General features: G+C 45.4%; 15 protein-coding genes. 2 read left to right on the top strand and 13 right to left on the bottom strand.

Annotated features, from left to right (window positions below; genetic code table 11):
- Positions 1–77: 77 nt before the first annotated feature.
- From HMPREF9446_RS11115 to HMPREF9446_RS11140, 6 genes are all read right to left on the bottom strand, one after another.
- Positions 78–3938: a TIM-barrel domain-containing protein gene (locus HMPREF9446_RS11115; protein WP_039969138.1), complete on the bottom strand. Its 3861-nt coding sequence runs from the start codon at positions 3936–3938 to the stop codon at positions 78–80.
- Positions 3939–4330: 392 nt separating this feature from the next.
- A complete protein-coding gene (locus HMPREF9446_RS11120; RefSeq protein ID WP_009125753.1) occupies positions 4331–4717 on the bottom strand; it encodes a BACON domain-containing protein in 387 nt (128 codons plus the stop codon).
- Positions 4718–4756: 39 nt separating this feature from the next.
- Entirely contained in the window at positions 4757–6556 is a 1800-nt protein-coding gene (locus HMPREF9446_RS11125) for a RagB/SusD family nutrient uptake outer membrane protein (RefSeq protein ID WP_039969185.1), read from the bottom strand.
- Positions 6557–6580: 24 nt separating this feature from the next.
- Positions 6581–9808: a SusC/RagA family TonB-linked outer membrane protein gene (locus HMPREF9446_RS11130; protein WP_245532273.1), complete on the bottom strand. Its 3228-nt coding sequence runs from the start codon at positions 9806–9808 to the stop codon at positions 6581–6583.
- Between the two features lie 236 nt (positions 9809–10044).
- The gene (locus tag HMPREF9446_RS11135) at positions 10045–11226 is read right to left on the bottom strand and encodes a FecR family protein (RefSeq protein ID WP_009125756.1); all 1182 of its coding nucleotides are present in this window, start codon (positions 11224–11226) and stop codon (positions 10045–10047) included.
- 73 nt (positions 11227–11299) lie between these two features.
- Positions 11300–11830, bottom strand: a complete 531-nt coding sequence (locus tag HMPREF9446_RS11140; protein ID WP_009125757.1) for an RNA polymerase sigma-70 factor — start codon at positions 11828–11830, stop codon at positions 11300–11302.
- A 202-nt stretch (positions 11831–12032) separates the two neighbouring features.
- Between HMPREF9446_RS11140 and HMPREF9446_RS11145 the strand changes: the two genes are divergently transcribed.
- Both HMPREF9446_RS11145 and HMPREF9446_RS11150 read left to right on the top strand, forming a co-directional pair.
- The gene (locus tag HMPREF9446_RS11145; protein WP_009125758.1) at positions 12033–12395 is read left to right on the top strand and encodes a BlaI/MecI/CopY family transcriptional regulator; all 363 of its coding nucleotides are present in this window, start codon (positions 12033–12035) and stop codon (positions 12393–12395) included.
- 2 nt (positions 12396–12397) lie between these two features.
- Positions 12398–14107: a M56 family metallopeptidase gene (locus tag HMPREF9446_RS11150; RefSeq protein ID WP_009125759.1), complete on the top strand. Its 1710-nt coding sequence runs from the start codon at positions 12398–12400 to the stop codon at positions 14105–14107.
- Between the two features lie 71 nt (positions 14108–14178).
- Here HMPREF9446_RS11150 and HMPREF9446_RS11155 read toward each other — a convergent pair whose 3' ends face one another.
- The 7 genes from HMPREF9446_RS11155 to mnmA form a co-directional block, all read right to left on the bottom strand.
- Positions 14179–15279 carry an Mrp/NBP35 family ATP-binding protein gene (locus HMPREF9446_RS11155; RefSeq protein ID WP_009125760.1) on the bottom strand — a complete coding sequence of 367 codons (1101 nt, stop codon included), beginning with the start codon at positions 15277–15279 and terminating at the stop codon, positions 14179–14181.
- 21 nt (positions 15280–15300) lie between these two features.
- The gene (trmB, locus tag HMPREF9446_RS11160) at positions 15301–16059 is read right to left on the bottom strand and encodes a tRNA (guanosine(46)-N7)-methyltransferase TrmB (RefSeq protein WP_009125761.1); all 759 of its coding nucleotides are present in this window, start codon (positions 16057–16059) and stop codon (positions 15301–15303) included.
- A 283-nt stretch (positions 16060–16342) separates the two neighbouring features.
- Complete coding sequence (locus HMPREF9446_RS11165; RefSeq protein ID WP_009125763.1) at positions 16343–17362, bottom strand: branched-chain amino acid aminotransferase; 1020 nt, start codon at positions 17360–17362, stop codon at positions 16343–16345.
- A gap of 52 nt (positions 17363–17414) precedes the next feature.
- The gene (gene xseB, locus HMPREF9446_RS11170; protein ID WP_009125764.1) at positions 17415–17627 is read right to left on the bottom strand and encodes an exodeoxyribonuclease VII small subunit; all 213 of its coding nucleotides are present in this window, start codon (positions 17625–17627) and stop codon (positions 17415–17417) included.
- Between the two features lie 21 nt (positions 17628–17648).
- Positions 17649–18893 carry an exodeoxyribonuclease VII large subunit gene (xseA, locus tag HMPREF9446_RS11175; RefSeq protein ID WP_039969141.1) on the bottom strand — a complete coding sequence of 415 codons (1245 nt, stop codon included), beginning with the start codon at positions 18891–18893 and terminating at the stop codon, positions 17649–17651.
- A 180-nt stretch (positions 18894–19073) separates the two neighbouring features.
- The gene (locus tag HMPREF9446_RS11180; protein WP_009125766.1) at positions 19074–20444 is read right to left on the bottom strand and encodes a S8 family peptidase; all 1371 of its coding nucleotides are present in this window, start codon (positions 20442–20444) and stop codon (positions 19074–19076) included.
- 10 nt (positions 20445–20454) lie between these two features.
- Positions 20455–21534, bottom strand: coding sequence for a tRNA 2-thiouridine(34) synthase MnmA (gene mnmA, locus HMPREF9446_RS11185; protein WP_009125767.1), 1080 nt, complete (start codon positions 21532–21534; stop codon positions 20455–20457).
- Between the last annotated feature and the right edge of the window lie 63 nt (positions 21535–21597).

Below are 21597 nucleotides of genomic sequence, written 5' to 3' on the forward strand. Positions count from 1 at the left end.
GATTAATTATAGAGTGTACTCATTCACTCCGCAAAGGTACACAAACCATATATACGGAGCAAATGAGTAACATTATTTTAGAACTTATGTACACCCAACAGTTTGTCTACCAAGAAGCCGTCAGCCACTTTCAGATCGAATTTCACATTCCGTCTTGCCTTAAGCTTGATGACAAACAGGTCACTGTCTCCTTCGAGGGCTTCACGCTCCCCGATGTTCACAAACGTAGGATACAGAGACTTGATACCGTTGGTATGGAGTCTGTCATTGGTCAGATTCTCCATTCCCTTCATGCCCAGAGGCTGTACCCCTACAAATTCATAATCGGCAGGATTGTAGGGCAAAGCAAAGCTGAGTGCATTTACATAACGCAGTCCGGAACCTTTCACCAATATCTCAACCACCTCGTCTTTGGCATAAGCGCGCTTAGGGGTGCTGATGCTGATGTTTCCTTCGGCCTTTTCGCCTTTGGCACCATCGGCACCTCCATCAAGCTGTGTAGCTACGACTGAAATGTCGTAAGCATCTATCAGCCCGTTACGGTTCAAGTCTCCATTGCTGATGTATCCTTCAAAATCAGCATCACCACGGCGCAGACCGGTATAGTTGGTGTAAGACGTCAAGTCATTCTCATCAACCAGCTTGTCATTGTTGATATCACCGGGCAGGTAACTTTCCGTTCCCGGAACTTTGAATACATATATCTCCCGACCCGAACCATAGTTGCCTACAGCTTCAGTTATGCTCATCTTGATATAACGGGCGGTCGGTGCCTGCGCAAACGTAAATATCTTCACTTCACCGTCACGCTTCCAGTCAAACGCTCCGGCTTCGGTCCAGTTCTCCTTATCCGTGCTGTAATAGACTGTACCTTTCAGGATTGTTCCGTTGCCAGCATTCTCACGCGGGAGATAATGGAACTTCTCAACTTGATTGATAGACTTCAAATCCATAATCAAATCAAACGGCACTGCCTTTTCATTATACTTGGTATGCCACAACTCTCCTTCTTCGAAGTCGAACAGACGGCGGAGCGAACGGCCCTGGTTGGCGGCGGTTGTCTCACCAACGATTCCATGTATGGCAAATTCCAGAGGATCTTTCTTGGTAGTGGCGCTGAAAGCTGCCCAGTCAGAGTATCCATCTTTGTTCACGGCACGTATCTTGAAGTCGTAAGCGGTTTCTACGCTCAACCCTTCGAACAGCAGTTCCGTATCCTTAATGGTACTATAGTTCATGCCATCAAACTCTATTTCATAATAGTCGGCATTATCTACCTTGTTCCAAGTGGGCTTCAAGGTATAAGCTGCGGTATTCTCTTCGGCAACCTGTGCTTTCGGGGCAACCAGCGGACCTGAAGTCACCTTGTGGCTATCAGCCGGAGCAAATACAAAACCATTTATCTTCAAGGTTGTCCGGTTGGCAGTGATGTCAGTAGCGGCCAACTTGACAAGCAGCTGGGGATTTTTCGTAATCACCTCTTTCTCAAACTCGCTGCCTTTGGTGGCAAACTTGTTCAAGTCAGGCTTGGCATCGTAGAAATAGACATTCTCTTTCTGAAGGAATTCATCCATGCTGCCTGCTTCCACAAGTTTGACCTTGCTCTTTCCGACAGTTGCCAGAACCTTTTTAGGTTTCTCGGTTACATTGACTCTGAATTCAGTGGCTTTTTCTTTCACAAAACCCTTGAAGTCCCCCCGGGCCGGATAAACGGTAACCGTCACATCCCCTTTCTCACCGGCAACCGATTCAATCAAGGTACTTACCCCCTTACCCGAACGATATTCTTCAGTTGTACCGTCATCATCATATTCGGTAAATGAGCTCTGTCCATAAGGATAGAGTTCGTATATACGCAGATTCTTGGCTGTTTCGCTGACGTTGTTATTGGGGGACGTCATGGGAATAATAGCTCCGTTCTTCACGAATACAGGCAACTTCCAAAGCGGTGCGGCATAGCTATTGATGATGCGTCCACCTTGATACATCTCGCCGGAGAAGTAATCTACCCATTCACCCTCAGGCAGATAGATGCCGTTACGGATATCATTGCCTTGTTCATCGGCCTTGGTTGCCTGATAAACAGGAGCCACCAGGAAGTACGGGCCATAGAGGAACTGATACTGTGTGGCTTTGCCCAAAGTATAAGCATTGGGGTATTCCAGGAACATGGCACGGATCATAGGTAATCCATCCACAGATTCCTTGGCGATACTGTAGGCGTATGGCATGATTTCCGATTTCAACTTCAGATACCAACGATTGATGGAAGTAGCCGGTTCGCCAAGGGCATGGGGATATTTCTCGTTAGCTCCCCACCCGTCCATATTCAGCTGCATGGGAGTAAAGGTCTTCCATTGGAAATCACGGGTATTCACCACCGGATTCTTTCCTCCGAAAATACCATCCATGTCTGAGCATATATTGGGATTACCCGACAACCCCGAACCGATATAGGTAGGGATATGGAAACGGATATATTCCCATGTCCCTCCGGTCTGGTCGCCCGACCAGATACCGGCATAGCGCTGTGTACCGGCCCAACCGTCCAGGGAGATGATGAAAGGACGGGCATCGTTGCCATAATATGTCATAATCTGCGCCACGTCCGTAATGCCGTTCAGTCCGAAAGAATATCCGGCTCCTACCCAGGCAACATCGGTTTTCAGCACACGTACACCTGCGTCACGCACTTCCTTGACGATATCACGTTGCAACAGGGCACTGATACCTTCTTTGGGATGCAGGTCCGACTGTGTCCACAGACCTATTTCCACACCGTTTTTGTGGGCATAGTCCGTCAGGTCCTTCAAATTGCGGATATTACCGTCCAAGGTCTCCGTCTGGCCGTAGCCGGCTCCATAACCATCATTGGGCAACAACCAGCCCAAAGGCATATCATGATTTTTATAACGGTCTATCACAGCGCGTGCAGAGAACTGATAATTATTCTTTTCCCCGTTCAGCGATTCTTTGATACCGCCATTGTCTTTCTGGCTTTCCTTATAACGCTTTCCGTCCTCAAACAAGATACCATTTTCATCTTCTTTCCAATAGTCACGGTTATAAGCATTCAAATGCCCCTGATAAAAACCGAACTTCGGTATCAGTACAGGATGGCCTGTCAGTTGATAGTAATCATTCAACAAAGGTACGGCACCCTCATTTACCATAATGAAGATATCCAGATAATTGGTCTGATGGGACAACTTCACGATGCCTTTTTCCTCACGTCCGAAGTCATAGACACCTCTTTTAAAAGTGTGCCACATTATACCGTATCCGTTTGTTGACCAATAATACGGATTGGGAGAGGCTACTCCACCGTCCGTCCAGCTATTCTGGTTTTCAATAGAGATGGCTTTCCCCTTGTGCGAGAACCGTCCGTTCTGCACGCCCCCGCCATAGAAGTATTCCTGTGGATGTTCCTTCCACTGCAGAGTGACTCTTTCTTTATCAAAAATGGCAGGCTTAGCTTCTTCCAGCACAACGGTTCCCGTCTGCAGATTGGTGACTTTCATCAAAGCGGTTTTCTTATCCATTTCCACCTTCACCTTACCGGTAGAGACAGATATAGAACCGGCATCATCCTTAACGGCTAATTGCGTCAAATCCTTACGGGGCCGGCTCACCAGGATTTTTGCTTCCGGTTTTGCTTCGGGGTCACGAAGTATGCCTCCGTTGTTGTCTTGAAATACACGGAAAATGTTGTCTCCATAAAAATCAAGCGTCATGCGCTGTTGATTGGAGAACAAGACTTCGACTGTTGTCGGATTAATTTTCACAACACTGATGACAGAGGGGACTTGCTGCACCACTGCAACGCCGTCCTTTTCTCCACCCACAGCCTGCGTTGCCAGATAGGGAGCCGGGAAAAGCATTGCAAAAGCAAATGGCACCGTTTTCCACTTTCCCAGATTACTAAACAGGTCGTTCATTCTTTTGACTTTAAATTTAGAGGTTAGATATATAACGCCGATTACAATTCGCAACCGGACTACGTTTTCCATCGTTTGGGCACAAAGGTAATAAAAGGTAGATTACATTAACATCATTTTAAGCAATATTTAGAACAAAACAACTTTCATCCATCAGATTAAAACATCAGACACCCAGAAACAGAATCATCCTTTTACATTGCTGATGCTACTGTACGCAGGCCTGGGATGAATCATACATCGTTATCTGCCTATAGTATCAATCCATACTTTGTATCATTACCAATAAAAAGGAGGTGTGTCAAAACTGATAAAAGAACACAGTTCTAAATCTTTATTTTGACACACCTCTACAAACGATTTAGTAAATAAGGTTAGCCTAAATTGTGGCTTTAAATCTCACCATAAGCTTTAAAACAAGCAACAGTGGTCTGACCTTCATATTTTTGCAAAACGGTGAACTCCGTTTCACGGTATCCGCATTTTACATAAACCGTCGCAGTCCTAGAAGTCTCTCCGGTATTGGCTGTAGTAGCGGTGACAGTTATCTCTTTACCGTTGGCAGAAACAGTACACCATTCCGCTCCATCCTCATCTACTTCCAAAAGAATCGGAGAAGAAATATCTGTATCTGCCGTAACAGTAGCGGTTGAATTTGCAGCCGCATCTACCACTACACGCTCAACAACAATATAGCCTACATAGGGCTGTTCTGTTTCGGCACATCCGAACATGATTACCGATAAAAAAAACAATACTAAATATGATAAATTTTTCATCTGTATATCTATTTTAAAGTTACTAAACTGATTCTTCTATCATGGGTTCTGTTCCAACTTATAAGGGTATGCATCATACTGAGCCTGTGGAATAAATTCACACACAGAAGGTGAATTGTAAGGGATTTCCAAATAACGGTCACCTTGCTTCAAAGTATGGCCACCCGGATACCTCCGATCCAATGTTTGACGCCAACGGAATACGTCAAATCGGCGCAATCCCTCCCATGCAAACTCCAACATACGTTCTTCTTCGATAATTTTATGAATATCTTTTGGCTGGCCGTTTTCTGCTGTCTTTATATTATCAAGTGTCCATTCCGGGATTCCGGCCCTGCGACGAAGAACATTCACGTCAGCCAACGTCTGTTCATCATCACCACCTTTTTCGAAATTAGCTTCTGCACGTATGAGATACATTTCAGCCAATCGTGAAATGACCGGAGACCATAAATGGTAATATTGTTCTTGATAGGAACACTTATTAATAGCATACACCAAGAACTGAGTTTCTTTCTGCCGAAGCGTCTTAGCATCATAGACTCTCGGCTCAATACGGCCGATGTATTTGGTACCATCGTTTGCTACTACGTAATAACGTGTTCCCAAGTTATAGGATTCAGTCTGAACTACAGCACTCTGAAAGGAGGACGCATCCGTGTCACTCATCCTATAACTGCCATCTGCTTGTTTGCTAACAGTTATTTGGCGATATTCATAATTGGCATTGTTTCCTGATGACTTAACGGCATAGGCAAATGTCCAGTCCTTATAACTCCCGTTAGGATTACCTGTTACAGGATACAAGTCTGTATTTGAACCATCCTCCACATACCTTTTAGTAATAAAGTTACTACGTAAATCTACAGGAAATCCACTTTTATCCACATGAAGTTCAAGTAATTCCAGATAACGAGAAGAAGCATACATTTCCTCCCAGCCGCTGCTATTCACACGAACATACAAGCCTCCCATTCTTCCATATCCTCCATCATCTTTCAGCTTTGTACGGCGAACCGCAAAAATAGTTTCTGAATTTTCTTCTGGCACAAACTGGGAATAAATGGAATAATCATCACCCTGCAGTAACTGGAATCTACCGGATTCTATGACATTATTAGCCATGTTCCAAGCCCCCTCCCAATTTTCCATATAAAGATATACTCTTGCCAATAGAGCTTCAGCGGCTTCTTTAGTCGCATAACAACTGTTCTTGGAAGACATGCCCTGGGACAACGTCATATAACTGATAGCATCTTCCAAGTCCTTCACTATCTGCTCATAAACAGCCGCTACCGTGGAACGACTTTCCGGCAAATCATTCGGATCACTGGTCAACTTCAAAGGCAAGCCTGGATTTTGTGTCGGATTATTAGAATAGGGCTGTGCAAACTCATTCACCAACAGAAAATAACACAAAGCCCGCAGATAGTAGTTTTCACCTACTAAAACTTTCTCTTCATTGGTTATGTTGTCTCCCAAATCTACCCCCATCTCGATTACTCGATTGCAATTACCAATCGTGCGATAGCCTAATTCCCAAGCATATTCTGTTGTAGAACTGGCAATATTACGGCTATAGTCATAAAGATTGTATTTAGAGTCAGTAGATGTTCCTCCCCAAGACAAGTCATCAGCACCGTATGCCCAAAAATAATATCCGTAATCGATTAAACCTCCATCATACTTCAGCATACTGTAACTACCTTGCGACAACTCTACAATATTCCGGGAAGTCACATCTTCTCCAGTCACGCCATCATACATATTCACATCCAAGCTGCAACTTGCCAAGCCGGAAAGTACCATTAAAGTACCTAATCCATATTTTATTTTCATAGCTTCATTCATTTTTTATCATACTTAAAAATTAACGCTCAATCCTACGGTAAAGCGTCTCACTGTAGGATATCCATAGCTACTTGCACTTCCATTATATTCTGAAGACAACAAGATTTCCGGATCTTGTCCTGAGAATTTAGTTATTGTAAACAGGTTCTCACCGCCGACACTGACGTTAGCTCCTTTCACTTTCAATGGATCCAACCATTTTTTAGGTAGATTATAAGAAAGTGTAAGAGATTTCAATTTGAAATAGTCTCCATTTTCCAAATATCTTGTAGAAGTATTTGCCGCATCGTTATTACCACCGGCAATCAACTGCGGATGTGTTGCAATATCCCCCGGCTTTTCCCAACGACTCCAGCCATCAGCCAGCTTCATTGCCGGTTGAGACGGACGTTCAGCGTCTCGGTCAAGAGACCCCGCACGCATGCCGTTATATATCTTCGCACCTGCACTGAAAGTAAAGTTAGCATTTAACGACAAACCCTTCCAAGAAAGATTTGTGCTGACACCCCCATTGACCTTAGGAGTAGGTGAAGCGTCCAGCAAAACACGGGTAGCCTCATTATAATTACTTGTAACCGTCTTCTCACCGGTTGTCTCATCCACCTTAAACCACAATGGCTTTCCGGTCATAGCATCTACCCCGGCCCATTCTTGCATATACCAGTTCAGATAAGGATAGCCTACAGCAACGGCTTGCATAGTAAGGTCATCGCCATCGGGCATATAGGTTACCTCATTATGATTATACCCCATATTGAAACTTATATCCCAATACCAGTCTTTTGTCCTAATAATTTCAGGGGTTACAGTCAATTCAATACCGGAGTTCTTCATTTTACCATTATTGGCTGTCTGACGATTAAATCCCGTCACAGCCGAAAGATGCCGCAAATAAATCAGATTCTTCACCTTTTTCAGATAAGCATCAAAAGTAATGTTCAAACGATCAAACAAACGAATATCCAAACCAAAATCCAAGTTGGCAGTCTCTTCCCATGAGAGGTCCGGATTACCTTGGTAATTAGACAAGAAGGCTATTTCATTTGCATATTGTGAAGTATATCCAAATACTGTAGCCCATTCATAAGCTCCGCCTGGCTGGTTGCCACTGATACCATATGAGATGCGAGGCTTCAATTCGTTAATCCACCCCAATTCACTGATAAAACTCTCTTTATGCATATTCCAGCCGGCACCGATTGACCAGAATGTAGCCCAACGCTTATCACGGCCAAACAGGGAAGAGCCATCCCTGCGAATCATACCTTGCAGCAAATATTTACTATCAAACGAGTAATTGACATTCAGATATAAGGCAGCATTTTTCTTTTCATATTTAGTACCGGCCGCTTCAGGATCATCAGCTCCCGCATTAATAATTTCAGCCCCTTGGAAAATTTTATAAGCAGTAGCACTAAGATCCCAATAGCGATATTCATCATAATCATAACCCAAATAAGCATTGATTTCATGCTTATCACCAAACGTTTTCAGAAAACGTAACAACTGGCTAGCGTAAATAGAACGGCTATTATTCTCTGCATCATAATAAGAACCATTGGTTCCTGAACCCGAACGGCTATTAGGATCCACATATGAATTTGAATAATTATTGGTGAAACCTATTCTATTGTTGGATTCAAACGTAAGCCAGTCAAATATTTTATAATCAAAACCTACCCCTAGATCAACTCCATTGCTACGACTTTTACTCCAGTTCAGATGACGATCGTAAGCATAATTTGAGCCACCATCAGAATACCAGTAGTCATCCGGATTGGCAGTAAGAGCCGCATCGCCCGTCGGTGTACCTTCACTACCTTTTTTCAAATTACCTTGAGAGTCCCAAGGAGTATCCCACGGCACATAACTGGTATAAGCCAACGAGTGTTCCTGATTAAATGTCTCACGGTAACTAGCCGCTATTTTAGCTTTCAATGTCAAACGCTTGTTTACAATGTAATCCGTATTTGAGCGGAAAGTAAAACGGTCATAATCAAACCCTTTTATTGTACCCTCCTCTGTATAATAGTCACCCGATACATACGATCTGATCCTATCGTTTCCATATCGATAACCAATGTTATAATTCTGCGTCGGAGCACTCTGTGTTGCATAATCCCACCAATCGAAATTACGCTCTTTCAGGTAAGGCTGTAACCAGGTTTGTGCCTCCAATGTCCCCGCATTTTGATAAGCGGTAGATACATAATCATAATATTCAGCACCTGACATCATCTCCAGATTCCCTTTTTGCAGCTGAGATACACCAAACTTAGCTGAAAGATCAATCTGAGACACCCCTGTAGCAGCACGTTTAGTAGTTACCTGAATGACTCCATTAGCGCCACGCGAACCGTAAAGCGCCGTAGCCGAACCATCTTTTAAAATAGAAATGGTTTCAATATCATTGGGATTCAGTTCTGAAGAAGAGCTACCAACCACACCGTCAATGACCCACAGCGGTTCTACATTTCCACGAATAGAGCCTATACCACGCACACGGATACTAACACCATCACCAGGCCTTCCCGATGTAGGAGCAACCACAGCACCTGCTACTTTGCCTTGCAGCATATTAGCTACACTCGGAGTAGTAACATCTTTCAGCTTTTCTGATTTAATAGAAGAGATGGAGCCTGTAATAGAACTTTTACGCTGCATGCCATAGCCTACTACCACGACTTCATCCAATGCCTGCGCATCAGGAGCCAGTTTCACGATAACTTTCTCCGTTCCTTTTACTACATACTCATACGGCGCATACCCAATAAATGATACAACTAAAGTTGCCCCCTTAGAAACATTCAATGTGAAATTCCCATCCATGTCGGTCACTGTACCAATACCGGCATTGCCTTTTACAGTAACATTAGCTCCCGGAATGGTTTCACCCAATTCGTCAAACACCTGTCCGGTTACTTTGATTTCTTGATTTACCGCTTGAGGTTGTGGGGTAGAGGCTTTTACCACAGTAACTTGCCGGTCGTTTATTTTAAATTCCAGCCCTGCTACAGAAGAAAGTTCTTTCAAGATTTCCTCTGCTTTTTTCCCACTCATATTCATGGAAATCTTCTTCTCCAATTCTGACAGAACACCTTTGGAATACAAAAAGACAAAATCACTGTTTCGTTCAATAAAATTAAACACATCTTTCACTGTTTGTGCAGTTGTCACTTTCTGCCCGCTTTCAGCACCGCGATTATTTACGGCATAAAGAGGGAACAATGTACCCTCCATAACTAAAAAAACACTAATTAATAGATAAAGAGATATAAAATACCCCTTCATCCGACTAGAAGTCGTCTTCTTTTTCATACTTTCGTACTGATTTTGGTTACTAAAAATAGTTCTAATTAAAATCACTCCAGGCCGGATGATATTGGGAGTATTGTCCGGCCGTTTCTTAACAAAATTGTTTCTACTTTCCTTTTATTTTTTCATTCCAAATAATTTAAAAGTTAACACCATGCTTTTCATTCATTATTATTTATATAAACAACATCTTTCCGGGCAGACAAAACCTCGGGTAAAGTTTGCCTGATTGATTCCAAAACTTTGTCTAATTCTTCATTCAAGAATAACTTTCCATAACAGAGTTCATTTTCAACAGAAGGATCACAATGGATTGGCCGCCCATAATAGTCAACCAGATACCGGATAACTTCTTTCAATGGTTTCCCATCCAGCACCCATACACCATCTACCCAATGTATATAGTCAAGAGCATTTACACTCTCCTTCTTTGCAATACCCGCTTCATTCAACTCCACCCGTTCATTTGGCTGCATTTTAATATGCCGTTCCAAATGATCTTTCACATCTACCGCACCCTCAACCAATACTACGTCTGCCTGGCTGCTTCCTTTATGTGCAGAGATATTGAAAGAGGTTCCAAGTACCTCGACCTCAAAAGCAGAGGTACTTACAACAAAAGGTTTCGCCTCGTTACGGGCCACTTTCAAAAAGACCTCTCCTTCGACAAAAATTTGTCTTTTACCAGTACTGAACGTACGTGGATAAATGACTTTACTGCCGGAATTAATCCAAATCTTACTGTTATCAGCAAGCACAATCATAGAGCGACGTCCCTTCGGTACAATTATCCGGTTATATTCCTCTTCTTTTTCTTCCGCCACGGTCTCATCCATTGCTACAGCCTCATCCAATTGGGCAGAATTAACCTGGACCTGCCCTGCTGAAGTATAAGCCACTTTGGAATTATTGGCTATTTCTATTTTCTTCTTGTCCGAAACGACCAAAGTAACTTCATCCACATCATCGTCAGCAGCATTGGCAAGCATAAACTGCTCCATTCTTCCTTTTTCATCCTCTACATGTCTCTGGTCAAGGAAGTAGACGAACCCCAATAAAATGGCCAAAGATGCCGCTACCCATCCACCAATAAATATAAAGGCAGGACGTCTCTTGGCATGAATTGCCTTTTTCGCTTCCTCTCTCCTTATTTTTGCGAGTGTTTTATTCCAAACCTCCCCGGTATCCAATCGGGACGGCTCGCATTCATCCCATAAAAAAGTCAGCTTCCGTGCTTCTTCTTCCAGCCGAGAATCAGTTTCGCCGGGAATCACAGAACGGTCATCCAAAAAAGATGCCAGCGTTTCATACCTATTACTTTCTTCTTTTCTATTGTCTTCCATGTATAATGACAGTGTATTAATATGACGCAGTTTTAAAAAAAATCTCCTATCTTAAATACGTTTTTTTTCTGAATTATTTTTTCAGAGCCTCTGATATCAGTTCTAAAGCCTTGGATACGTGCACATTAATTGTTTTTACCGAAATTCCTAAAATATCGGCAATATCTTTATAAAGCAGCTTTTCTATCTTAGCCAACACAAAGACCTGTTTGCACCGGGGCGGCAAGTTATTGATGATATTATTAATCCGTTTCATTTCTTCCCTGCTAATCAACCGTTCGTCCGGAGTCTGCACGTCTGCAGGTATACTATGTTCTCCCACCTCCTCCCAATTGACGGAAGAGATAAAATGTTCTTTTTTACGTAAATAGGAAATAGCTTTATTGTGGGTAATGGTCAGTAACCATACTTTTTCCCGCTTAATTTCAGGTAATTTATCCCTGTTTTGCCAAACCTCAAAGAAGACATCGCTTACAATCTCCTCGGCCGCCTCTTTGGAATGAACGAGATACTGTGCATAATAAAGCAAATCATTTGAATATGATTCGACAAACCGTTGAAAAGAACGTTCATCCATAGTGCCTATCTGATTCCGAAAATGCATTAATACTCCTTTGTCACAAATTACCTTTACTATGCATATTTTAGAACAAAGTTATAGAAATATATTATTAAATAATATGAATCAGATATTAAATTTGTTACCGCATTGTTTTTAAGCCCTTTCATATCATTTAACACATTAGCGCTTGCACATTTACGAAACATTCGTAGCTTTGCAATGAATTCATTTAAACACTTTATCCATGGAAAAGTTAACGATACAAGAAGAGGAAGCAATGCTCTACATCTGGGAATTGGACAGTTGCTTCGTGAAAGACATTGTGGCTAAATATAAAAAGCCGGTGCCGCCTTACACAACCGTAGCCTCCATCGTGAAGAATCTGGAACGCAAACAATATGTCCGCGCTACACGTGTAGGCAATACCTATCAATATACTCCACTGATTCGTGAAAGCGAATACAAACGCACTTTCATGAGTGGTTTTGTACGCAATTATTTTGAAAACTCTTATAAGGAAATGGTGTCCTTTTTTGCCAAAGAACAAAAAATCTCAACCAATGACCTGAAAGACATCATAGATATGATAGAAAAAGGAAAGGAGTAAACATGTTAGCCTATTTTCTGAAAGTGAACGTAGCGATAGCATTGTTCTATGCATTCTATCGTCTGTTTTTCTACAAAGACACGTTTTTTGGCTGGCGCCGGACCGCATTGCTCTGCTTCTTCGCCATTTCAGCCGCAGTCCCGTTACTGAACATACAAACGTGGATTACGGAACAAAAACCGATGGTGGCAATGGTAGATCTTTATGCCAATGTAGTGTTGCCGGAATTTACCGTAAGCCCCCAAACGACAATCGATTGGAAAAACATGATCCGGAAAGCTGCAACCTTTGCCTATTGGGGCGGTGTGGCATTTCTGATTATACGTTTCTTTATTCAACTGGCAGGCATCATCCGTTTGGCTTGTCGTTGCCGTACAGTACGGATAGGCGGCTCTAACATACATTTACTTTCCCGGGAAGGAGGGCCTTTTTCTTTCTTTCACTGGATTTTTATCTATCCGTCTTCGCACACCGAAGAGGAATTCAATGAAATATTGACTCATGAACAGACACATGCCCGCCAATGGCATTCCATAGATGTCATTATCAGCGAACTGGTTTGCATTCTATGTTGGTTCAATCCATTTGCCTGGCTCATGAAACGGGAAATCCGTACCAATCTGGAATATATGGCCGATGCCCGCGTATTGGAAAACGGTTATGATTCCAAAGCCTACCAGTATCATCTGCTAGGACTGTCACACCATAAGGCTGCAGCAACTATCTATAATAGTTTCAATGTTTTACCATTAAAAAAACGCATCAAGATGATGAACAAAAAAAGAACGAAAGAAATAGGAAGAACCAAGTACCTGATGTTTCTTCCCTTAGCAGTCTTACTTATGATTATCAGTAATATTGAGGCCGTGGCACGTACCACAAAGCAGCTTGCTACCGAAGTCATAGAAGCGGTAGATACCAGTATGGAACCAACCCCAAAGGCTATCACCCATACGAATGACTCCATCCCCGAAGACGTCATTTTTGAAGTGGTAGAAGTGTCACCGGAATTTACAGACGGTGGCATGGACGGGCTTATAAAATATTTGAGCAAGAACCTCAAGTATCCGGTAGAAGCTCAAAAGGCAGGTATCCAAGGACGGGTTGTCGTAAAATTTGTAGTGGACAAAGACGGCAGTATCATCCAGCCCCAGATAGCTCGCGGAATTGATCCGGCTTTGGACAAAGAAGCCATCCGGGTGATAAGCGCCATGCCCAAATGGAAACCCGGAACCCAACGTGGAAAAGCCGTAAAAGCAAGGTTTACAGTACCTGTCATGTTCAAGCTGCCGGAAGATGCCAAGGGGGAACCGGCCTACGCACCGGTCAACACCCAACTGGAAGAAATCGTCGCCGTGGCTTACAAGCCATCCACACCCAATGCTAAAGTGGAAGGAGACGTATTTGAAGTGGTGGAACACATGCCGGAATTCCCGGGTGGAGTACAAGGCATGATGCAATACATCGCCAGAAACCTCAAATATCCGACAGAAGCCCAGAAAGCAGGGGTGCAAGGAAAAATCATCGTAGAAATGATCATCAACAAGGAAGGAAACATTACCGTACCCAAGGTTACCAGACCCGTGCATCCGCTTCTCGACGCTGAAGCCATCCGGGTCATCGGCTCCATGCCTAAATGGAAGCCCGGAACCCAAAAAGGGCAACCTGTCAACGTGAAATATTCAGTGCCGATTATGTTCAGGTTGCAATAAGCTTTCTCTTCCGGTAAATTCAATGAGAAAAGGAGCAGATGCCATACGAGGCAAATGCTCCTTTTCCATATTTATTTATGTACATCTACAATCTGGGTAGGTGCCAGTTCTACATTCCGGCGATCTACCTGACGGACTACAGCGGCCGCCAACTGCAGGAAAGCACGTCCTGTAACCGTATTCTCATCCAAGGCAACCGGAGTGCCGCTATCACCGCTTTCGCAAATGCCTTGCACGATAGGTATTTGCCCGAGCAACGGTACATTCATCTCTTCCGCCAGCTTCTTGGCCCCTTCCTTGCCGAAAATATAGTATTTGTTCTCGGGCAATTCAGCAGGCGTGAACCAAGCCATATTCTCCACCAAACCAAGAATCGGTACATTTACTTTGTCATTGGTAAACATATTGATTCCTTTGCGGGCATCTGCCAGCGCCACCGCTTGCGGAGTGCTGACAACAATGGCACCTGTCATGGCCAACGTCTGTACCACCGTCAAATGGATATCACTGGTTCCGGGAGGAAGGTCTATCAGGAAATAATCAAGTTCTCCCCAGTTGGCATCACCAATCAGCTGCTTCAAGGCATTGCTTGCCATACCGCCACGCCACAGGGTAGCCTGGTCCGGATCAACAAAGAAACCGATGGACAGTAACTTGATGCCATACTTCTCAATGGGAACAATCAAATCACGTCCGCCAATATGTTCAGCCACCGGACGGGCATCTTCCACCTGGAACATCTTGGGCACGGACGGCCCGAAGATATCGGCATCCAACAAGCCTACCTTGTAGCCCAACTTTGCCAAAGACACAGCAAGGTTGGCAGCGACGGTCGATTTGCCGACACCACCTTTGCCGGAGGAAACCCCTATCACATTCTTCACCTGAGGAAGCAGCTTACCAACCTCGGGACGTGCCGCCTGGCGGCTTTCCGTAGCAACAGTCACCTCTACTTCAGGGGAGACATACGTATGTATGGCTGTCTCGGCAGCTTTTACCATGGATTTCATAAACGGGTCTGTCGGTTTCTCGAATATCAGCGAGAAGCTGACTTTCATCCCGTCGATACGCAGATTGTCGGCTACCATTTCAGCCTCGACGAGGTTCTTGCCGGTACCGGGATAGCGCACTGTGGCCAGTGCGTCCAAAATCAGTTTAGGATAAAGAGTCATTTTATTTTCGATTAAAGTTTGTTATTTGCTGGTCTGGAGACCGCTGCGCTTGCTGCGGTTGTAGCTGCGGTATTCGTCCAGTTCTATTTCCACGTCCGGCTCTTGCAGTTCGCTGGCCTGCGGAAGGCAGAACTTGATGTATTTTATGTTCAAGCCACGATCCAGCCATTGTTGTTCATAATAGGTCTTGATACTGAGAATATCGTCGGCCATACCGGAGTGATAAAGGTCTTCCGTCATAACCCGGACCGGCAGCCCGTTCTTTTCAATCATATATCTGGTATAAGTGAACATGAAATTACTGTCAGTCTTCAAATGGACAATACCGTTGTCCACCAGGAACTTGCGATAACGCTCCATAAAGTAAGTGGAAGTTAGGCGTTTGGTAGCCTTCTTCATCTGCGGGTCAGAAAAGGTAAGCCAAATCTCGCTGACCTCACCCGGCGCGAAGAAACGGTCGATGATTTCTATATTCGTACGCAGAAAAGCCACATTCGTCATGCCCGCCTCCAATGATTCCGTAGCTCCTGTCCACATACGGGCACCCTTTATATCCACTCCGATAAAGTTCTTGCCGGGAAACATCCGTCCCAATCCTACCGTATATTCTCCACGACCACAGCCCAATTCCAATACGATAGGATGGTCATTCTTAAAAAACCGTTCATGCCAGTTTCCCCTCATCCCGAACGGCACGTTATCTGCCACGGAATACGGATACTCAAAAACGTGCGGATAACCCGCCATATCGGCAAACTTCTCTAATTTATTTTTTCCCATTTACGTGTATTAAAGTATTTCTACCCGACCGGTATGATTATAGGATACGCGGTCACTAAAATATTGTTGAAACCATGCATGGTTATCAATGCCCGTGCAATGGCAAACGCCCAACTTCCCGGACAGACGCGTCTCAAAAAAACGGGCGATGGCATCAAGTTCCTGCACCGCACGGATGAGATCCGCTCCCCTGTATCAACAAGCAGGGAAAGCCCGTGCTCTCCCTGTAGTCCCTTACTGTAAACCGTATTTTCAACAAGGGTTGTAATCTTTAGCCCATATGCTACTCCACGATGGTTACCCAACCATGAGTATCGGGTTCGTCACCGTATTGGATGGCACGCAACTTATTGTACAGCTTCGTGCATACCGGTCCCGGTTTGCCGTCCTTGGAAATGACGTAAGACTTTCCGTTTTCCACATCATCAATACGTTCGATGGGGCTGATGACAGCGGCAGTACCGCAAGCCCCCGCCTCTTCGAAAGTCAGCAGTTCTTCTTCGGGAACCGGACGACGTTCCACCTTCATGCCCATATCCTCTGCCAGCTGCATCAGACTCTTGTTGGTGATGGACGGAAGAATGGAGGTAGATTTCGGGGTGATATAGGTATTATCCTTGATACCGAAGAAATTGGCGGCACCGCACTCATCCATGTATTTCTTTTCTTTGGCATCCAAGTAGAATTCACAGGCGTAACCCAAATCGTGCGCTTTCTTATTGGCACGCAAACTGGCGGCATAATTACCGCCTACCTTATAAATGCCTGTTCCAAGAGGCGCGGCACGGTCGAACTCGCGGATAATGACATACGGATTGGTAGAGAATCCGCCTTTGAAGTAGGGTCCCACCGGTGTTACAAAAACAACAAACAGGTATTCCTGGGCAGGATGTACCCCCACCTGCGCGCCGGTTCCGATGAGCAGCGGGCGGATATACAAAGAGGCACCCGATTCGTAAGGAGGAATGAAACGCTCATTCAGTTTTACTACCTTCAGAATGGCTTCCTTGAAACGTTCGGTAGAAAGTTCGGGCATCAAGATACCCCGGCAAGTGGATTGCAGACGGGCAGCATTCTCTTCCAAACGGAAAACGCGGACCTTTCCGTCCTTGCCGCGGAAAGCCTTCAAGCCTTCAAAAGCTTCCTGTCCGTAGTGCAGGCAAGTAGCGGCCATGTGCATGGGAATGGTTTCCTCACTGCAAACTTCCAGTTCGCCCCACTGTTCGTTACGATAGTAAATTCTCACATTGTAATCTGTCTTCATATATCCGAACGGCAGATTAGCCCAATCCAATTCTTTCATATCTCAAAGTATTAGTTACCTTATTATGTACATTTTGCAACAAAAATAGCTTTTATTCTTCACATTCCCGCTTCTCCGACAGTAATTTTTCAATTTCCCGGTCGGCTTTGGTCAATTTGTCGCTACAAAACGCAATAATCTCATTCGCTTCCTTTATCTTTTCGGCAAGCGCATCTATCTCCAGTTCATTATTGTCGATCTGACTGACTATTTTCTCCAGACGCGCCATGGCTTCGGAGTAAGTTTCTTTTTTCTTGGATACCATGAGGAATTTTAAATTATGAATTTACACTTTCACCTTTCGATTTATGATGGAGGTTGCTTCTCCTTTGTGGAGGCGGGTGGTGATTTCATCGCCTTCGCGCAGCAAACCGGCATCTTTCACTACTTTCCCGTCTTTTAAAGTGATGCTGTAGCCGCGGGCCAGTTGCTTTTCGGGCGAGACGTCTGCCAACCGCTGCTGCAATAGTTCCAGACGATGGCGATGGCGGGACAAAGAAGAGGTCACGACCTGTGCCATATCTTTCCGGGCAGTAAGCAAAGCCAGTTTTGCGGCGGATATGCGACGATACGCGGCGGAAGGAATGCGGTCTCGGTAAGCAGCCAGTTTCCGCTGTTCCTGCAGCAAACGGGTCCGGACGCTTTCCTGCAGACGGGCAGCTAACATTTCCAGCTCATCCGCAGCATTGTTCATGGAATCTATCAGAAACTCGGCGGCTGCCGTAGGAGTCTTCACACGGGTATGCGCCACCGAATCCAATACCGTATCGTCCCGTTCGTGGCCGATTCCGGTGATAATGGGTAAAGGAAACTGTGCGCAGGCGGCAGCAAGCAAGTAGGTATCGAAGCCGGAAAGGTCGGAGGTGGCGCCTCCGCCACGGATAATGACCACTGCATCGAACTCCGGCAGGCGGGCGTTTATCTTGTCGAGAGCCGACAAGACCGACTCTTCCACACGGTCGCCCTGCATCAAGGCCGGGAACAGTTCGGTATAGAAACAGAAGCCGCGGGGATTGTTCTGCAACTGATGGCAGAAATCACCGTATCCGGCAGCTGTAGGCGAAGATATGACAGCTATGCGCTGCGGCAAACGGGGCATTTCCAACTCCTTATTGAGCGTGAGCACTCCTTCCTCCTCAAGCTGTTTCAGGATTTCCCTGCGGCGGCGCGCCATATCACCCAATGTATAGGTAGGGTCAATGTCCTGTACGGTGAGGCTGTATCCGTAAAGTTCATGGAAGCTGACCGTGACCTGCACCAGCACCTTGATGCCCGCAACAAAAGCCTGCCCGGTAGCCTCCTCAAAATAAGGTTTCAACAGGCGGAACACATTGGCCCATACGGTTCCACGGGCTTTAGCTATCAAATTGTTGCCACGGGGATCTTTTTGTACGAATTCCAAGTAACAATGCCCCGTATTGCCGGTACGCACGTCGCTCAGTTCGGCCTGCACCCAAAATTCATCCGGCAGGCACTGCTCTATGCTGCGGCGTACCAAAGCATTCAAGTCATATAGTGATAAAGCGTCCATTATCATCTGTTTATAAATAATGCGGCTTAATAGTTAAGTAGGGAACCAAAGTTCCACCATAATCTCCGTAATGGGAACCCGAATCCCATAACGACTGAAATCATTTCCCATAACGACTGAAACCATTTCCCATAACGACTGAAACTATTTCCCATTACGGGCGGGTCGGCCGAAACAGGTTTATTTACCCATTTCTTTATAAGTCTGATAGGCTTTCCACATGTCGGGCACACCGTAACCGTAGATATTGTCCGGAAAGCCGGAGCGGTCGCCCGCCTGTCTCACAATCCGGATAATTTCCTTTGCGGTCAAATCCGGGCAGGCCTGCCAGAGGCAAGTTACCATACCGCACATGATTGGCGAAGAAAAAGAGGTTCCGTTCGCCTTGCTCTGGTTGCCGCTCGTCCCTATCACGTCCGCGCCCAAGCCTACCGCCACTACATCGGGCTTTATCCGGTTGTCCGCAGTGTTTCCGATGGAAGAGAAAGGCGCCAGCACAGACTTTTTGTCAATGGCCCCCACTGTTATCACATTTTCCGCGTCTCCCGGAGGGGTGATCTTTTTCCAGGAGCCCATTCCCGAATTTCCCGCACTGCAAACCAGCACCATCCCTTTGTCCGCAATACGTGACGCTTGGCGGGACATTAATGCATGATGTCCGTCCAACTCACGGTATTTATAATCTTTTGATTTATCGTCGAACGTATAATATCCCAATGAAGTGTTAAGAACGTCCACTCCCACACTATCGGCAAACTCCACGGCGGCAACCCAATAGTCCTGTTCAACCAGGTGCTCCGAATACTCGTCTTCACTGCGAAGCAACCAAAAAGAAGCCTCGGGAGCTGTACCGGTCATTATATCCGGCTGATTCATGCCGATGCACGACAACACCATCATGCCGTGGCTGCTTTCCGCGTAGATATCAGACTGCGGATTGACGAAGTCTTTCGTTCCCAAGACACGGATATTCCGCATGGCTGTAATTTTGTCGGCATTATGGAAACCGGCATCAATCACTGCGATTGTCATGCCCTGCCCCTTAAAGCCGGCGTCATGTAACTTGTCACCCTTGCTGAGCTGAATCTGACTGACGGCAAGACCATAAATGCTGTCCGGATGAACCGCAGGATTGTTGACCAGGGAATCACGGCCGGTTGACATGCTTGGCTTGTCTGCCGGAGGAGCCATCCATACTTTTTCCGTAGTACGTACGAAAGGCAATGCCGCAATACGGTCTATCAATGTAGAGTCATTGCAGGAGACTGTGACAAAATTCTCCCATTTCCCGGTCACTACAATATGGACGCCCTGTCTGCGGATTTCATCCACATACTTACGGCATACCGGCAAATCCGTCGAATCTATCGGCAAATGCTGTTTCTGGCGGCGCGCAATGGCCTTTTCGGACAAGAATGCCTCCGGATGATCCAATGAATAAACGGTGGCCGCCTTGTCTTTAAGACTGATACGGTATTTCAACGTGTCCTGCTGCGCATGCGCACCTGCCGCAAACAGTGTAAGAGCTAAAAGAAAAAGTTGTTTCTTCATATATTCTTTTTTAATTATTTTCTGCGATATACATTCCGATTCCTCTCTGGGAAGCGATAAACGATCCTCCCACCACCCTGCGGCCGATATAGAACACGGCGGACTGTCCCGGAGCAATGGCCGACGCCTCCACTTGAAAGCACACCAGCAGGCGCCCGTCTTCCAGACGTCTGACAGTACAGGGAATAGGCTTGCTGCGATACCGGATACGTACCGTGAGTTCCTTACTTTCAAAGACCTCCCGCTCGTCTGTCAGCTTTTCCTGTTCGACCAGCATATGGCGCGTCTTCAACTGTTCGGCATCACCTAACATAACCGTATTCTTCAGCGGATTGATTTTCAGCACATAAGCGGGCTTTCCCAAAGCTATTTCAAGTCCTTTACGTTGTCCGATGGTATAATAGGGATATCCTTTGTGCTCACCCAACTTGACACCTTCGGAATTGACAAACCATCCCGGCCCTATTTCACGGTCTATCTCCGGAGAATGTTCTTTCAAGAAGTCCCGATAATCCCCTTTGATAAAGCAAACTTCCATGCTTTCACCTTCTTCTGCCTTGACAGCGTATCCTTTGTCACGCAAATATCCGCGCACCTGCGGTTTTGTATAGGTACCCAACGGGAAGATACAACGCTTCAACACATCCTGCCCCAACCGCCAAAGGAAATAAGACTGGTCTTTCTTGTCATCGTCCCCGGCTATGATATACACTTTGCCGTCTATCTCCTCCAGACGCGTATAATGCCCGGTAGCGATATACTTGCATCCCAACTTGTCCGCCCATTCCATAAGGATGCGGAACTTGAACATAGGATTGCACATGACACAGGGGTTGGGCGTACGGCCTTGGCGATATTCATCAATAAAATCCTGTACTATTATCCGGCGGAAAGCATCACGTTCATCAGCAATGTAATGCCCAATCCCCATACTTTCGGCAAGCTCGCATGCGTCAACAGGTTTGTCTCCCCACACCCACATGGTAAGCCCCACTATTTCATAGCCCTGCTCTTTCAACATCAGGCAAGTGGCAGTGCTGTCTATACCGCCACTCATACCTACTAATACCCGCTTTTCAGACTTATTCATACCAGAAGTTTATTCATTAGTTTGCAAAAATAGAGGTTTTCAAGGAGAAGAAACAGAAAAGGC

Origin of the sequence: Bacteroides fluxus YIT 12057, from assembly GCF_000195635.1 — a bacterium.
GTDB lineage: Bacteria > Bacteroidota > Bacteroidia > Bacteroidales > Bacteroidaceae > Bacteroides > Bacteroides fluxus.

Excerpts from the sequence above, each read along its gene's own strand:
- mnmA (WP_009125767.1), bottom strand. The coding sequence starts at position 21,534 with ATGAATAAGTCTGAAAAGCGGGTATTAGTAGGTATGAGTGGCGGTATA.
- HMPREF9446_RS11180 (WP_009125766.1), bottom strand. The coding sequence starts at position 20,444 with ATGAAGAAACAACTTTTTCTTTTAGCTCTTACACTGTTTGCGGCAGGT.
- HMPREF9446_RS11115 (WP_039969138.1), bottom strand. The coding sequence starts at position 3,938 with ATGAACGACCTGTTTAGTAATCTGGGAAAGTGGAAAACGGTGCCATTT.
- xseB (WP_009125764.1), bottom strand. The coding sequence starts at position 17,627 with ATGGTATCCAAGAAAAAAGAAACTTACTCCGAAGCCATGGCGCGTCTG.
- HMPREF9446_RS11165 (WP_009125763.1), bottom strand. The coding sequence starts at position 17,362 with ATGAAAGAATTGGATTGGGCTAATCTGCCGTTCGGATATATGAAGACA.
- xseA (WP_039969141.1), bottom strand. The coding sequence starts at position 18,893 with ATGGACGCTTTATCACTATATGACTTGAATGCTTTGGTACGCCGCAGC.
- HMPREF9446_RS11125 (WP_039969185.1), bottom strand. The coding sequence starts at position 6,556 with ATGAAAATAAAATATGGATTAGGTACTTTAATGGTACTTTCCGGCTTG.
- HMPREF9446_RS11140 (WP_009125757.1), bottom strand. The coding sequence starts at position 11,830 with ATGCATTTTCGGAATCAGATAGGCACTATGGATGAACGTTCTTTTCAA.
- HMPREF9446_RS11155 (WP_009125760.1), bottom strand. The coding sequence starts at position 15,279 with ATGACTCTTTATCCTAAACTGATTTTGGACGCACTGGCCACAGTGCGC.
- HMPREF9446_RS11120 (WP_009125753.1), bottom strand. The coding sequence starts at position 4,717 with ATGAAAAATTTATCATATTTAGTATTGTTTTTTTTATCGGTAATCATG.
- HMPREF9446_RS11150 (WP_009125759.1), top strand. The coding sequence starts at position 12,398 with ATGTTAGCCTATTTTCTGAAAGTGAACGTAGCGATAGCATTGTTCTAT.
- HMPREF9446_RS11145 (WP_009125758.1), top strand. The coding sequence starts at position 12,033 with ATGGAAAAGTTAACGATACAAGAAGAGGAAGCAATGCTCTACATCTGG.
- HMPREF9446_RS11135 (WP_009125756.1), bottom strand. The coding sequence starts at position 11,226 with ATGGAAGACAATAGAAAAGAAGAAAGTAATAGGTATGAAACGCTGGCA.
- trmB (WP_009125761.1), bottom strand. The coding sequence starts at position 16,059 with ATGGGAAAAAATAAATTAGAGAAGTTTGCCGATATGGCGGGTTATCCG.
- HMPREF9446_RS11130 (WP_245532273.1), bottom strand. The coding sequence starts at position 9,808 with ATGGAGGGTACATTGTTCCCTCTTTATGCCGTAAATAATCGCGGTGCT.